Genomic DNA, 13767 nt, shown 5'->3' with positions numbered 1-13767 from the left:
GGGCACCGAATGCGGGATCAGTCGACGTAGAGCGAGCTGACCGATTCGCCGAAGGCGATGCGGCGGATGGTCTCGGCCAGCAGTTCGGCCACGCTCAGCTGGCGGATCTTCGGGCACGTGCGAGCAGCAGTGCTCAGCGGGATCGTGTCGGTGACCACCAGCTCGTCGAGCTGTGAATTGTTGATGTTGTCCACCGCGGGGCCAGACAGCACCGGGTGAGTGATGTAGGCCACCACCTTGAGTGCGCCGCGCTGCTTGAGCGCGGCGGCCGCGGCGCACAAGGTGCCGGCAGTATCGACCAGGTCGTCCACCAGCACGCAGGTCTTGCCCTGCACGTCGCCGATGATGTTCATCACGGTGGCGACGTTGGCGCGCGGACGGCGCTTGTCGATGATGGCCAGATCGGCATCGTCCAGGCGCTTGGCGACGGCGCGCGCGCGCACCACGCCACCCACGTCCGGCGAGACCACGATCAGGTTGTCGGTGCCGTAGGCGCGCCAGATGTCGGCCAACAGCAGCGGCGAGGCGTAGACGTTGTCGACCGGCACATCGAAAAAGCCCTGGATCTGGTCGGCATGCAGGTCGACCGTCAGCACGCGGTCGGCCTCCATCGCGCAGATCATCTTGGCGGCGACCTTGGCGGTGATCGGCACGCGCGAGGAGCGCATGCGACGGTCCTGGCGCGAGTACCCGAAATACGGGATCACTGCGGTGACGGACTGGGCACTGGCGCGCTTGAGCGCGTCGATCAGCACCAGCAATTCCATCAGGTTTTCCGCGCTCGGTGCGCAGGTCGGCTGGATGACGAACACCTCCTGCCGGCGCACGCTCTCCTCGATTTCGACCTGCACTTCGCCGTCGGAAAAGCGTGTGACCAGCGCCTTGCCCATGCGCACACCCAGCTCCTTGCAGATGCTCTGGGCAAGCGGCTTGTTGGCATTGCCGGAGAACACCAGCAGGTTACGTTGGTCTTGCATGGGATCTCTCGGGCGGCGGCGAAGAGCGTGCGATGGTGGAGCGGGACAGCGCCAGACGAAACCAGGCGTTTTTTTAATCCCCGCACAAGGATGTGCGGGCTGTTGCAGAAGGATCTGCATCTACGACTTTTGCAGAGGGACCTGCATCAACTGCATCACTGCATCAATAACTGGCAGGGGCGGTAGGATTCGAACCTACGAATGCCAGGATCAAAACCTGGTGCCTTGGGCCTCTTGGCGACGCCCCTGCATCAAACCTGTAACGCGTCCAGTGCGTCGAGCAATGGCGAGCGCGCTGCACCCTCCACCACCCACGCCCGCAGGCTGCCCGGCAACTGCACCAGCGCCTGCTCTGCAGCAGTGCGCGTGGCGAATTCCACGAAACAGCCGCTTCCCGACCCGGTCAAACGCGGCGTTCCGATCCTGGACAGCGCCTGGAACGCGGCCTCGACGGCGGGTTCCCGGCGCCGCAGGACCGGCTCGAACGCATTGTCGAGCAGAGAACCGGAAGCGAAGTCCGCTATTTTCGCGGGCGCAGCATCCCGCGTCAATTCCTGTGATTGAAATAAGGCGGGCGTGGGCACGTGAACGCCCGGATCCACCAGCACATAGGCCGCCTCCGCCAGCGTCACCGGGGTCAGCTGCTCGCCCACTCCCTCGGCCCAGGCGTTGTGCCCGCGCACGAACACCGGCACGTCCGCACCCAGCTGCAAGCCCAACCCGGCCAGTGCATCTACCGGCAAACCCAGGCCCCACAAGGCATTGAGCGCGACCAGCACGGTGGCCGCATCCGACGAGCCGCCACCGAACCCGCCGCCGGCGGGGATGCGCTTGTCGACGCGGATCTCGGCGCCGGCCTGGCTGCCGGCGGCCGACTGCAGCAGGCGCGCCGCCCGGACCACCAGATCGTGGTCCTCGGCGACGCCGGGCAGACCGTCGCCGATACGCCGGATCCGGCCGTCATTGCGCACACGAAGATGAATGGTGTCCCCCCAGGCCAGCAGCCGGAACACCGTCTGCAGCAGGTGGTAGCCATCGGCGCGGCGCCCGGTGATCTGCAGAAACAGATTCAGCTTGGCCGGCGCGGGCCACACCGACCACCCTTCCTGCACAGACATCAGGGCGAGACCGCCCATTGATCCACCAGCAGGCGGACCTTGGCGCTGCCGTTATGGGCTTCGATGCGCTGCGGCAGTTCCGGCTGGCCATCGCCGGCCGGCGCCCATGCCAGGAAATCGATGGTCCAGCCATCCTGTTGCACGGTGCGCGGGCGCCCTGCGGCGTCCAGGTCGACCCGCTGCGCACCGGCCTCGGCGATCCGCAGCGCGCGCACCCAGTCCGGCATCTGGTTGACCGGAATGGTCCAGCCGGTGGCCTCGCGCAGCACCTGCTCGGCATCCGGCCCGCTGCGCGGACCGCCGTCCAGCCCTTCGATGCGACCGGCACCGGTGGCACTGTCGCCCGTGAGCACCCAGCTCTGCCGGGTCACCGGCGCGCTGAGCTGGACGCGGTAGTGCGCGCCGTCCTGTTGCCAGTCGATGCGGCCACTGCCGCCGTCGCGGCCTTTGCTGATCGCTACCCGCCCCTGGAAGGACCACTGCGGATGCGCCTGCAACCAGGCCTGGCGTGCCGCTTCTGCGGTGCGCGCCTCATCGGAGACGCGCTCGACCACGGCCGCAGCACCCCCCTGCCCGCGCGGCACGCTGACGCAGCCGGAGAGACCCAGCAGCACCAGCCCGCTCAGGGCCAGTGTGCGCAGCGAAACGCTCACAGGCCAAACTTCTCGATTGCGCGCTGCAGGGCACGGTTGTCCGGATCCAGCCGGCGGGCTTCATCGAAGTAGCGCCGCGCTTCGTCCTGCTTGCCGCTGACCCACAGCACTTCGCCCACATGCGCGGCGATCTCCGGGTCCTTGACCAGCGCCCAGGCGCGGCGCAGCTGCACCAGCGCTTCCTTGGTCCGGCCCATGCGATACAGCACCCAGCCGTAGCTGTCGACGATGGCCGGGTTGTCCGGATCGGCGGTGCGGGCGCGGTCGATCAGCGCCAGTGCCTCCTTGTAGCGGGTAGTGCGGTCGGCCAGCGTGTAGCCCAGCGCGTTCAGCGCTGCGACGTTTTCGGGTTCGGCCACCAGGATCTTGCGCAGGTCGGCCTCCGCACGCGGCACGTCGTCGCGCCGCTCCCAGGCCAGGCCACGGGCGTACAGCAGCGCGCCGTCGTCCGGGTACGCGGCCAGGCCCCGCTCGAAGGCATCCAGTTCGCCGGCGGCATCGTCGGCACGCTGATGCAGCTCGGCTTCCAGCACATAGGCATCGCGGCGGGCATCGTCGTCGGCGCTGGCATCGCCCTGCAGCGCGCGCACCTCGGCCAGCGCCTCGGGTTTGCGGCCGAGCTCGTACAGTGCGCTGGCCGCGCGCAGGCGCGCCTCGCTCAGCTGCGGGCCGCCGGGTACGCCGCGGTACCACTCCACCGCCTCGTCGTAGCGCTTGAGGAATTCGGCGATCTTGCCCAGCAGCAGGCGGCGGTCCGGGTCCGGCTTGGTCGCGTTGCTCTTGAGCTCGCCATATAACGCTTCCAGCGCGCTGCGGTCCTTCTCCTTGGCCAGCATGGAGGCGCGCAGGCCGTAGGTCTGGGTGTCCTGCGGCCCGGTGGACAGCACCCGCGCGGCAGCTTCGGTCTGACCCATGGCGTCATAGGCAAAGGCCAGCGCGCCGCGCAGTTCGGAGTCCTTGACGGCCTGCGGCTCGACAGCCTTCAGCAGCGCCAGGGCCTCGTCGTTCTTGCCCTCCTGCTGCAGCTGGGTGGCGTGCAGCAAGGCCACGCGCGGCTCCTCTGGGAAGCGGCGCACCACCTCGTCGACGATGCGCTTGGCCAGCGCCGGGCGTTCCATGCGCAGCGCCAGCCGGCCGAATTCCTGCCAAGCCTCGATCTGGTTGGGAATGGCGCCGGCCTTGACCAGGTCTTCGAGCACGTCGGCCGAGGCCTCCGGCTCGCGGCCGCCATTGGCCAGTGCGATCAGCGCAAAGCGCCAGCCGCGCGGGTCGGGCTCCTTGAGCAGGCCGAGCAAGTCGCGGCGCGCAGTGCGAAGATCGTTGCGGCGCAGGGCCAGCGAGGCCTCGGTGCTGCGCATGGACATCGACGACGGCGCGCGGGCGCGCCACAGCGCCAGGGCTTCGATGGCGCGCGGGTCGTCATTGGCCAGCATGGCGATGCGGGCGGCGCGTTCGGCCAGCCCGGCGTCGCCGGCTTCGGCCTTGGCGGCGTCCAGATAGGCGCGGGCGGCCTCGTCCAGCTGGCCGGCCTGCAAGGCGAATTCGCCTGCCAGCACGGGCTCCAGCGAGGAGGTACCGGCACTGCCGGCGGCGGCGGTGGGCGCTGCTTTCTTCGGTGCTGCAGTGGCACTGGCGGAGACTGCGACCAGCAAAAGAACACACAGGATGCGAATCGGTACAGGCATCGGGGGCAACCGGGCCGTAAAATGGGGCCCTGAATGGCCGCCAGCTTATCGCAAGCAACTGAACAATGACGTTGTGGGTGCTCGGACTGAATCACCAGACCGCACCTGTGGACCTGCGCGAACGCGCGGCGTTCGCAGGTGATGCGCTGCCGCGCGCGCTCGAATCGCTGCGTGCGCTGCCCCAGGTAAGCGAGGCCGCGCTGCTGTCCACCTGCAACCGCACCGAGCTGTATGCGATGGCCGACGATGCCCAGACACTGGCCGGCTGGCTGGATGCACAGGCGCCGGGATTGGGTGGCCATCTTTACCAGCACCAGGACGCCGCTGCGGTACGCCATCTGTTTCGGGTGGCGACCGGGCTGGACTCGATGGTGCTGGGCGAGCCGCAGATCCTGGGCCAGGTGAAGGACGCCTGGGCCGTGGCGCGCGCGCACGGCGCGCTGGGCAGCGGGCTGGATCGCCTGTTCCAGCAGACGTTCTCGGTCGCCAAGCGCGCGCGCACCGATACCCGCGTTGGCGCCAATCCGGTGTCGGTGGCGTCCACCGCGGTGCGCCTGGCACAAGAGTCGTTTGCCCGGCTCAACGAATCGACGGTGCTGCTGGTCGGTGCCGGCGAGACCATCGAACTGGCTGCCAAGCACCTGAGCGAAGGCCGGGTGCGGCGCCTGCTGATCGCCAACCGCACCCTCGCCCATGCGCAGACCCTGGCTAGCCAGCACGGCGGCTACGCGCTGCCGCTGACCGACCTGGAACGCCACCTGGCCGAGGCCGACGTGGTGTTTTCGGCCACCGCTGCGCGCGAGCCGGTGGTGACCCGGGCGCAGGTGGAACAGGCGCTGCGCGCGCGCAAACGCAAGCCGATGCTGCTGTTCGACCTGGCAGTACCGCGCGATATCGAGGCCTCGGTGGCCGAGCTCGGCGATGCCTACCTGTACACGGTGGACGACCTGGAGCGCGCGGTCGAAGACAACCGCCGCAGCCGCCGCGAGGCCGCCGACCAGGCCGAGGCCATCATCGACCTGCAGGTGGCGCGCTACGTCGAGACCGTGCAGGCCAATGCGCGCCAGGCCCCGCTGAAGCGCTTGCGCGCCTTCGGCGACAGCACCCGCGACGAACTGCTGGCCAAGGCGCGCCAGCAATTGCACAACGGCAAACCGGCCGATGAAGTGCTGGAACAGTTGGCGCATGCGCTGACCAACCGCCTGCTGCACCCGCCCACCGCCGCGCTGCGCGATGCCGCGCTCAACAACGACCTGGAACTGACCAGCGCAGCCGACCGGCTGTTTCCGGAAAAGCCCGGTTACCAACATCCCCCTGTAGCTACCCCGATCGTGAGGACTGATGACGCCGACCCTGCGCCGTAAGCTCGAAGCGCTGGCCGAGCGCCGCGAAGAACTGCAGCACCTGTTGTCCGACCCGGACGTGGTGGGCAACAACGACAAATTCCGCACCCTGTCGCGCGAACTGTCGCAGCTGGAGCCGGTGGCGGTGGCGCTGGAAGACGAGGCGCGCGCCAAGGCCGACCTGAGCGCCGCCGAAGCGATGCGCAACGACCCGGAAATGCGCGAACTGGCCGAGGAAGAAATCGCCGCCGCACAGGCGCGCCTGGACGAACTGGACGCGCAACTGGCGCTGCTGCTGGTGCCGCGCGACCCGCGCGACGACGGCAACCTGTTCCTGGAAGTGCGCGCCGGCACCGGCGGCGACGAAGCGGCGATCTTTGCCGGCGACCTGTTCCGCATGTACGCGCGCTATGCCGAGCGCCAGGGCTGGAAGGTGGAAATCGAATCCGATAGCCCCGGCGAACACGGCGGCTACAAGGAAGTGGTGGCGCGCGTGGTCGGGCGCGGCGCGTATTCGCGGCTGAAGTTCGAATCCGGCACCCATCGTGTGCAACGCGTGCCCGCGACCGAGTCGCAGGGCCGTATCCATACCTCGGCGGCGACGGTGGCGATCATCCCCGAAGCCGACGACGTGGAAGAGGTCGTGATCAATCCGGCCGATCTCAAAGTGGACACCTTTCGCTCCTCCGGTGCCGGCGGCCAGCACGTCAACAAGACCGAATCGGCGATCCGCATCACCCATGTGCCGACCGGCGTGGTGGTGGAATGCCAGACCGAACGCAGCCAGCACGCCAACCGCGACAAGGCGATGAAGCGGCTGAAGGCGCAATTGCTGGAGACCGAGCGCAGCAAGGCGGCAGCGGCCGAAGCGCAGACGCGCAAGTTGCAGGTGGGCAGCGGCGACCGCAGCCAGCGCATCCGTACCTACAGCTTTCCGCAGGGCCGCATCACCGACCACCGGGTGGAAGGGCTGACCCTGTACGACCTGCCCAACATCATCGAAGGCGATCTGGATGCCTTGATCGGCCGGCTGATCCACGAGCACCAGGCCGACGAACTGGCGCGATTGAGCGACAGTCCGTGAGTGCGCAGGTCCCGCGCGAGCTGCTGCAGCTGCGCGAGGCGGTACGGCACCGGCCCGGCGATTTCGTGGCGTGGTTGATGCTGGCCGACGCCGAACTCGGCATGGGCGCCACCGCGGCCGGCGAGCAGGCGGTGCAAGGCGCACTGCTGCTGCAGCCGGGCCACCCGGAGGCGATTGCACGGCTGGGCCGGGTGCGCTGGGCACAGGCACGGCATGCCGAAGCGGCCCACCTGCTCCAGCAGGCGTCCGAGCTGGTGCCGCAGCATCCGGGGATTGCGCTGTGGCTGGGCCATGCGCTGGAAGACGCCGGCCAGCCGGAACAGGCCGCCGCGGCCTATGCGCGCGCGTACCGGCTGCTTCCCGACGAGCCATACATCGCCGCGCAATTGCTCAACTGGCGGCGTCGCCTGTGCGATTGGCGCGATGTGGAGGTGCTGTCCACGCAGGTGCGTGCGGCAGTGGCGCAAGGCGCTGCGGCGGTGGAGCCGTTCGCATTCCTCAGCGAAGACGCCAGCGCGGCCGAACAGCTGGCCTGCGCACGGACCCGCGCGCAGGCCATCGCGACGATGTTGCCGCCACTGCCGCCGGTGGCGCTGCGCCGACAGGGCGCATTGCGGATCGGTTTCGTCTCCAACGGCTTCGGTGCGCATCCCACCGGCTTGCTGACGGTGGCGCTGTTGGAAGCCTTGCAGCAGCGTCAGCCGGGGCTGCAGGTGCATCTGTTCGCCACCAGCCACGATGACGGAAGCCAAATCCGTGCGCGGCTTGCGCGTGCCACCACGCTGCACGACGTGACCACGCTGGGGCATGTGGAAGCGGCCCGGCACATCCGCGCGCACGGCATCGATGTGCTGTTCGATCTGCGCGGCTGGGGCGGTGGCGGACGGCCGGAAGTGTTCGCCTTGCGCCCGGCACCGGTGCAGATCAACTGGCTGGCCTACCCGGGCACCTCCGGTGCGCCCTGGATGGATTACGTGCTGGGCGATGCCTTCGCGCTGCCCCCGTCGTTGGCGCCGTGCTACAGCGAGCAGGTACTGCGTTTGCCTCGCGTGTTTCAACCGTCGGACACCTCGCGCACGGTTGCCGTGCCGCCCTCGCGTGCGGACTGCGGCCTGCCCGAGCATGGCGTGGTGCTGTGCTGCTTCAACAACAGCTACAAGCTCAATGCGCGCAGCATGGCCCGCATGCTGGCGGTGCTGCGCGCAGCACCGGGCAGCGTGCTGTGGCTGCTTTCCGGCCCAGGCCAGGCCGATGCGCGGTTGCGTGCGGTGGCACAGGCGCAGGGCGTGGATCCGCAGCGTTTGGTGTTCATGCCGAAGTTGCCGCACGCGCAGTACCTGGCGCGCTACCGGCATGCGGATCTGTTTTTGGACACGCATCCCTACAACGCGCACACCACCGCCTCCGATGCGTTATGGGCAGGCTGCCCGGTGCTGACGACGCCCGGCGAGACGTTTGCGGCGCGTGTGGCTGGCAGCCTGAATCATCACCTGGGGCTGGAGCAGATGAACGTGGCCGATGACGCCGCGTTTGTGGCCAACGCCATCGAGCTGGCTAACCATCCCCACCTGCTGACTGATGTCCGCGCGCGTCTTGCCGAGCAACGACAGCGCAGCGGCGTTTTCGATATGGATGGGTTTGCGGACGATCTCGCAGCCCTGCTGCAGGTAATGGCGCGGGAGCGTGGTTGGTTGGGGATTTAGGGGGTCGTTGGTGGTTGTGGCATGCCATGCCATGCCATGCCAAGGGTGTGTTGTGGACGATTGTGATTCAAGCCGCTGCCTGCAACGGAGTTGAGCCAACCGCTGCCGACAGACCTGCGTTCTTCTCCCCTCGGGAGAAGGTGGCGCGCAGCGCCGGATGAGGGTGCGAGCAAACCTGCGATGCTTAGGCAGTAACTGATTGCCAATGCTCGGTGATCTGCCGATCACTGCAGCCTTGTGTCTCCGATGTGAGAAGTGCTGCCATGCAGGCTTCGCCCGTACCCTCACCCCAACCCCTCTCCCGCGGGGAGAGGGGCTAAGAGCGACGCGTCAGACGATGCCCCATAGTGACGCGCTCTGCGCAGCTTCACACCGCGGCGCTGTACCCGGCCCGCCAGGCTCGCTAGGCTTGGCGCATGCCATCGACTCCCGACTTCATCCCCTTGCGCCTGTGCGTGCTGACCGTGTCCGACAGCCGCACCCTGGCCGACGATCGCTCCGGCGACTACCTGGCCGATGCCCTCACCCAGGAAGGCCATGTGCTGCACGCGCGTGCACTGTGTCCGGACGACCGTTACCGCATGCGTGCGATCGTGTCGGGCTGGATCGCCGATACGCAGATCGACGGCATCCTGGTCACCGGCGGCACCGGCTTCACCGGCCGTGACAGTACGCCGGAGGCGATCACTCCGCTGCTGGACAAGCTGATGCCCGGCTTCGGCGAGATGTTCCGTGCGGTCAGCGTTGACGAAATCGGGACGTCCTCGCTGCAATCGCGCGCGTTTGCGGGGCTGGCCAACCACAGCTTCGTGTTCTGCCTGCCCGGTTCCACCTCGGCCTGCCGCACGGCGTGGGAAAAGATCGTGCGCGCGCAACTGGATGCACGCACCAGACCCTGCAACCTGGCGACACTGCGTCCACGTCTGGGGCAATAGCCTGCGCGTTCTGCACTTTTGCTGGAACGCGCATGTCGCACCTCAAACGCAAGGCCTACAAGAAACTACTGGCGCCGCTGCAACTGGAACTGGTCGGCATGGCGCGCTGGCTGCACCATACCAATCAACGCGCCCTGGTGCTGGTGGAAGGCCGCGACACCGCCGGCAAGGGCGGCGTGATCCAGACCATCGCCAGCCACCTCAATCCACGGCAATGCCGGGTGGTGGCGCTGCCCAAGCCCAACGATCGCGAAAGCACGCAGTGGTACTTCCAGCGCTATGTCACGCATCTGCCGGCCGGCGGCGAGTTGGTGCTGATGGATCGCAGCTGGTACAACCGCGCCGGCGTGGAACGGGTGATGGGCTATTGCACCGATGCGCAGTACGAAACGTTCCTGCAGCAGGCGCCGCGCTTCGAGCAGATGCTGGTCGATGACGGCATCCTGCTGTTCAAATACTGGCTGTGCGTGGATCAGGCCGAGCAGGAAGAACGCTTTGCCGAGCGGCACCAAGACCCGCTCAAGGGCTGGAAGCTGTCGCCGGTGGACCTGCAGTCGCGCGACAAATACGAGGCTTACACCGAGGCGCGCGAGCGCATGCTCGAAGCGACCCACACTCCGGCGGCGCCGTGGACGCTGGTGGACTTCAACGACCAGAAACGCGGCCGGCTGAGCCTGATCCGCGACCTGCTGGATCGGCTTCCGGACACCTCGGTGCCCGAGGAACCGCTAGCGCTGCCGCCCTTGCACGGCAAGCCGCACAAGGAACGCTACGGCATGCTGGAACCGATCGACGATTACGCCGGCCAGTCCTGAGAGACTTCGTCGCTGGCCGCGGTGGCGCGCGGCAGCGGATGCAGGCCGGCCTGACGTTCGGCCTGCTCGGCCTGCAGCACCAGCTGGCTCAGGCGCTGATTGAACAACTGCATGAAGCCGCGGTGCAGCGGGCGCATCGCTTCCATGTAGTCGACATCGTCGGCCTGCGGGCCAAGCGGGCTGCACGAAGACAGCAAGACTTCGTCCAGGCGCAGGGCACTGTCGGGCAGGCGCACCAGGGCGGCGCGGCGCAACCAGTCGCGCATGCCTTCGCGGTATTCGGCGGCCAGGATGTAGGCCACCTCGACCTGGTCCAGGTCCACGTCCGGGTTCCAGGCCAGCACCTGGATCACCTGCGAGCGCTCATCCAGCATGCGGCTTTCGGCGACCAGGGCATGCAGCTGTTGCAACAGGCGCCACTGGGTGCCGGCTGCATCGCGCTGCGCGGCCGGCATCGCCTCGATGGCCAGGGCCAGACGGCGCGCGAACAATGCCGGCACGTCGGCCAGTACGGTCGGGCCGGCATCGGCGCCGAGCAGGAAACGTTCGGTGCGCAGCGCAGCCGTGTCGGGCAGATAGCCGTCCTGCAGCGGACGCATCACGCCGTGATCGAGCAGCGACAGCACCACGTCCAGCCAGTAGCGGCGCTCCTGTTGCAGCGCGCGATTGGCCGAGGCGTTCTGCCAGGCGCCACGCACCTCATCCAGCCGGGCGATGCAGGCCTGGGCATCCATGCCGTCCCAGGGCGTGCGGGTGGCGTCGTTGGGGTCGAAACTTTCCGCACTGAGCATGCCGGCACCGAAGCGGTGCCAGGCCGCGCCGCGCTGGGTGCTGGTCGGATCGAGCCTGGCCGCGCTCACCGGGGCCACAGCCGCCGGGCGCAGCAATGCCGCATAGGCATCGGCCCAGGACTCGGGCAGGCGCGCCGACGGCGGATAGCTGGCGCTGGGCGCACCCAGGCCACGCCGCGCCAGCCGCAGGCTCCACACCACCGCACCGATCACGATGCCACCGAAGGTCCAGGCCAGCAGCCAGCCGGCGGCCGCCTGCCCGGGGCGCAGTACGCGCGTTTGCGGCTGCTGGAACAACAACCAGCCAATCCCCAGCAACGCGGCGAGATAGAGCCACGGCCCCCACTGCGCCAGCACACGCGTGATGCCGTGGGCAGGCAGGTCGTGCCCGTGAGTGTGATCTTGAGATGGAGCAGCCATTGCATTCCCCTGAACGCCTGATCGCGTTGACAGGGTTATCGGCGAGGCGACCCAACTCTGTTGCCCCGCTGCGCTGGCGTGCGCTCAGCCAGTTACAAAGTCTTCAGACGGCGGCAGCGCACACGGCGTGCGCACCACCGTGGCAACGCTGGCCGCCGGTGGGCCCTGCCACAGCCAGCGTTCCAGCGCGTGCAGCGCCGCCTCGTTGCCGGCCGCGACGACCTCCACGCTGCCATCGGCCTGGTTGCGCGCATGCCCGCGCAGCCCCAGCGCCAGCGCCTGCTCGCGGGTGGAGGCGCGATACCACACGCCCTGCACCACGCCGCTGACCACGAAACGCGCGGCCTGCATCAGCCGGCCTTGCCGGTGATGCCTACCGCCGTTTCGATATCGCGCGCCGTGACCGGGCCCAGGAACTGCTTGGCCACCTTGCCGTCCGGGCCGATCAGGTAGGTCATCGGCAGGCCACGCGGCGTGGCGAAATCCTGCGGCGGCTGGTAGGGGTCGAGGATGGCCACCGGGTAGGACACCGGGTGGTCCTTCAGGAACGCCTGCATGTCGGCGGCGGTGATGTCTTCGTAGGCCAGGCCCACCACTTCGACGGTGTCGCGCATGGTGTGCAGGGCCGACAGCTCCGGCATCTCCTTCAGGCAGGGCGCGCACCAGGTGGCCCAGAAGTTGACCACCACCCACTTGCCGCGATGCGCGGCCAGGTCGTAGGTCTCGCCCGAGACGGTGGGCAGCGACAGCTTGGGCATCTGCGCGGTCTGCTGCACGACCGAGGTGCCGGTGGCGCCGGCAGGCTCCGTGGCGGCCGGTGTCCCGGCTGGCTGGGCAGGCGCTGCCGGCGCAGTGGTCGCAGGGTTGGCAGCCGGCGTGCCCTCGCCGGTGGGCTTGCAGGCGGTCAGCAACAACAGCGGCAACAGCAGCGCACAGGCGCCGCGCAATAGGCGCACGGTCATGGAGGATCTCCGGGGAGGTGGGTGTAAAGGTCGCCAACCGGTTGCGCCAGCACGCCGCGCAACGGTTGGCGCAGCTGTTCCAGCGCCGCGGCAGCGGCCTGGCCGTAGGCGTCGTCGCGGCACGGCAGCGGGCGGTCTTCGATCGGCACGCGCAACTGGCAGTGTTCGTAGAGCTCGGCCAGCGGCACCACGTCCAGGTCGCGTGCCAGCAACCACTGGCCGCGCTCGTCACGCCGCAACAGGCGGATGCGCTTGAGCTCGCACAGCAGCTCCTGCATCAAGGTGTCGGTGAGCATCGGTTCGAGCGCCAGGATGCGGTCTTCGTCCAGGCCATTGCCGTGGATGCGCGCCTGGCGGAACCGGCCCAGCAGGCGCAGCAGGCCGTAGATCTCGAAGCCCGGCGGCAGGCGCATGGCTTCGGGTTGGTAGCGGAAGGCCGACATCGACGAGGCCAGCGAGGCGCCCAGCAGCACCGATACCCAGCTCAGGTAGATCCACAACAACAGGATCGGCAATGCCGACAGCGCGCCGTAGATGCGCTGATAGGTCTGGAAGTTACCCAGGTAGAAGCCGAAGCCCCACTTCACGATCTCCATCAGGATCACCGCCAGCAAGGCGCCCGGCAGCGCATGCCGCAGGCGCACCGCATGCTGCGGCACCACCCGGTAGATCAATACGATGCAGACGAACTCCACCGCCATCGGCGCCAGCCGCCAGGCAAATTCGGCCAGCCATTGGCCTTCGGTAGTGCGGAACAACGGCAGCGCGAACACGTAGGCGGCCATTGCCATCGCCGCGGCGGCCAGCATCGTGCCCAGCGTCAGCACCGTCCAATAGATCAAAAAGCGCGTCACCTTGGGGCGCGCAGCGGCCACCCGCCAGATGTTGTTGAAGGTCTGCTCGATGCTGTGCAGGGTGATCAGCAGCGAGGCCACCAGCGCGACCATACCGGCCACGGTGAACTTGCCCAGGTCTTCCAGCGAGCGGTTGAGATAGTTCTGCACCGAACGCGCCGCGCCGGGCACGAAGTTGTTGAAGATGAAGTCGGTCAGTGCGTCCTTCCACTCGTTGAACGCGGGGAAGGCGGACAGCACGCCGAACACCACGATCGCCAGCGGCACCAACGCAAACACCGTGGTGTAGGCCAGCGACGCGGCGGCCTGGAACAAGCGATCGTCCAGGAAGCGGCGCCACAAAAAGCGCCCGAAGCTCACCGTCCGCGCGCGGTCGTGCAGACGTTCTTTCCATTGGTGGAGTGTGTTCACACGCGCCATCGCGCAA

13 protein-coding genes and 1 tRNA gene are annotated in these 13767 nt (G+C 68.2%); 5 read left to right on the top strand and 9 right to left on the bottom strand.

The genetic code is table 11. The features are described 5' to 3' along the window. Positions 1-17: 17 nt before the first annotated feature. The 5 genes from HG421_RS03200 to HG421_RS03180 form a co-directional block, all read right to left on the bottom strand. Complete coding sequence (locus HG421_RS03200) at positions 18-977, bottom strand: ribose-phosphate diphosphokinase (protein ID WP_169705183.1); 960 nt, start codon at positions 975-977, stop codon at positions 18-20. 171 nt (positions 978-1148) lie between these two features. Next, a tRNA-Gln gene (locus HG421_RS03195) sits at positions 1149-1225 on the bottom strand. 3 nt (positions 1226-1228) lie between these two features. Further along, entirely contained in the window at positions 1229-2113 is an 885-nt protein-coding gene (ispE, locus tag HG421_RS03190; RefSeq protein ID WP_169705181.1) for a 4-(cytidine 5'-diphospho)-2-C-methyl-D-erythritol kinase, read from the bottom strand. Further along, on the bottom strand, positions 2095-2748 hold the full coding sequence (gene lolB, locus HG421_RS03185; protein ID WP_169705180.1) for a lipoprotein insertase outer membrane protein LolB: 654 nt from the start codon (positions 2746-2748) through the stop codon (positions 2095-2097). The genes ispE and lolB overlap by 19 nt, the downstream gene beginning before the upstream one ends. Next, positions 2745-4433, bottom strand: a complete 1689-nt coding sequence (locus HG421_RS03180) for a tetratricopeptide repeat protein (protein ID WP_169705178.1) — start codon at positions 4431-4433, stop codon at positions 2745-2747. The genes lolB and HG421_RS03180 overlap by 4 nt, the downstream gene beginning before the upstream one ends. 65 nt (positions 4434-4498) lie before the next feature. Between HG421_RS03180 and hemA the strand changes: the two genes are divergently transcribed. The 5 genes from hemA (at position 4499) to ppk2 (ending at position 10313) form a co-directional block, all read left to right on the top strand. Next, entirely contained in the window at positions 4499-5797 is a 1299-nt protein-coding gene (hemA, locus tag HG421_RS03175) for a glutamyl-tRNA reductase (RefSeq protein WP_169705176.1), read from the top strand. After that, the gene (gene prfA, locus HG421_RS03170) at positions 5775-6860 is read left to right on the top strand and encodes a peptide chain release factor 1 (RefSeq protein ID WP_169705174.1); all 1086 of its coding nucleotides are present in this window, start codon (positions 5775-5777) and stop codon (positions 6858-6860) included. Before hemA ends, prfA begins: the two co-directional genes overlap by 23 nt. Next, positions 6857-8563, top strand: a complete 1707-nt coding sequence (locus HG421_RS03165) for a tetratricopeptide repeat protein (protein ID WP_169705172.1) — start codon at positions 6857-6859, stop codon at positions 8561-8563. The genes prfA and HG421_RS03165 overlap by 4 nt, the downstream gene beginning before the upstream one ends. A gap of 416 nt (positions 8564-8979) precedes the next feature. Next, positions 8980-9498 carry a molybdenum cofactor biosynthesis protein B gene (moaB, locus tag HG421_RS03160; protein WP_169705170.1) on the top strand — a complete coding sequence of 173 codons (519 nt, stop codon included), beginning with the start codon at positions 8980-8982 and terminating at the stop codon, positions 9496-9498. A gap of 32 nt (positions 9499-9530) precedes the next feature. Then, on the top strand, positions 9531-10313 hold the full coding sequence (ppk2, locus tag HG421_RS03155; RefSeq protein WP_169705168.1) for a polyphosphate kinase 2: 783 nt from the start codon (positions 9531-9533) through the stop codon (positions 10311-10313). On the opposite strand, the gene HG421_RS03150 is transcribed toward ppk2, so the two are convergent. The 4 genes from HG421_RS03150 to HG421_RS03135 form a co-directional block, all read right to left on the bottom strand. After that, positions 10295-11524 carry a hypothetical protein gene (locus tag HG421_RS03150; RefSeq protein ID WP_169705166.1) on the bottom strand — a complete coding sequence of 410 codons (1230 nt, stop codon included), beginning with the start codon at positions 11522-11524 and terminating at the stop codon, positions 10295-10297. The two genes, ppk2 and HG421_RS03150, sit on opposite strands and share 19 nt — an antisense overlap. An 84-nt stretch (positions 11525-11608) precedes the next feature. Then, a complete protein-coding gene (locus HG421_RS03145) occupies positions 11609-11875 on the bottom strand; it encodes an acylphosphatase (RefSeq protein WP_169705164.1) in 267 nt (88 codons plus the stop codon). After that, positions 11875-12486: a TlpA family protein disulfide reductase gene (locus tag HG421_RS03140; RefSeq protein WP_169705162.1), complete on the bottom strand. Its 612-nt coding sequence runs from the start codon at positions 12484-12486 to the stop codon at positions 11875-11877. The genes HG421_RS03145 and HG421_RS03140 overlap by 1 nt, the downstream gene beginning before the upstream one ends. Continuing rightward, positions 12483-13760 (bottom strand): YihY family inner membrane protein, encoded by a 1278-nt coding sequence (locus tag HG421_RS03135; RefSeq protein WP_169705160.1) that lies wholly within the window; start codon positions 13758-13760, stop codon positions 12483-12485. Before HG421_RS03135 ends, HG421_RS03140 begins: the two co-directional genes overlap by 4 nt. Positions 13761-13767 lie beyond the last annotated feature (7 nt).

Origin of the sequence: Xanthomonas campestris pv. badrii (genome assembly GCF_012848175.1) — a bacterium.
In the GTDB taxonomy this organism is placed as follows: domain Bacteria; phylum Pseudomonadota; class Gammaproteobacteria; order Xanthomonadales; family Xanthomonadaceae; genus Xanthomonas; species Xanthomonas campestris_C.
Note: the sequence above shows the minus strand (reverse complement) of the source record. Positions and strands in the feature narration are given on the sequence as shown.

Bases quoted from the DNA above. Each gene is read 5' to 3' on its own strand.
- prfA (WP_169705174.1), top strand. From the start codon at position 5,775: ATGACGCCGACCCTGCGCCGTAAGCTCGAAGCGCTGGCCGAGCGCCGC.
- HG421_RS03140 (WP_169705162.1), bottom strand. From the start codon at position 12,486: ATGACCGTGCGCCTATTGCGCGGCGCCTGTGCGCTGCTGTTGCCGCTG.
- hemA (WP_169705176.1), top strand. From the start codon at position 4,499: ATGACGTTGTGGGTGCTCGGACTGAATCACCAGACCGCACCTGTGGAC.
- HG421_RS03145 (WP_169705164.1), bottom strand. From the start codon at position 11,875: ATGCAGGCCGCGCGTTTCGTGGTCAGCGGCGTGGTGCAGGGCGTGTGG.
- moaB (WP_169705170.1), top strand. From the start codon at position 8,980: ATGCCATCGACTCCCGACTTCATCCCCTTGCGCCTGTGCGTGCTGACC.
- HG421_RS03180 (WP_169705178.1), bottom strand. From the start codon at position 4,433: ATGCCTGTACCGATTCGCATCCTGTGTGTTCTTTTGCTGGTCGCAGTC.
- ppk2 (WP_169705168.1), top strand. From the start codon at position 9,531: ATGTCGCACCTCAAACGCAAGGCCTACAAGAAACTACTGGCGCCGCTG.
- ispE (WP_169705181.1), bottom strand. From the start codon at position 2,113: ATGGGCGGTCTCGCCCTGATGTCTGTGCAGGAAGGGTGGTCGGTGTGG.
- HG421_RS03200 (WP_169705183.1), bottom strand. From the start codon at position 977: ATGCAAGACCAACGTAACCTGCTGGTGTTCTCCGGCAATGCCAACAAG.
- HG421_RS03150 (WP_169705166.1), bottom strand. From the start codon at position 11,524: ATGGCTGCTCCATCTCAAGATCACACTCACGGGCACGACCTGCCTGCC.
- HG421_RS03135 (WP_169705160.1), bottom strand. From the start codon at position 13,760: ATGGCGCGTGTGAACACACTCCACCAATGGAAAGAACGTCTGCACGAC.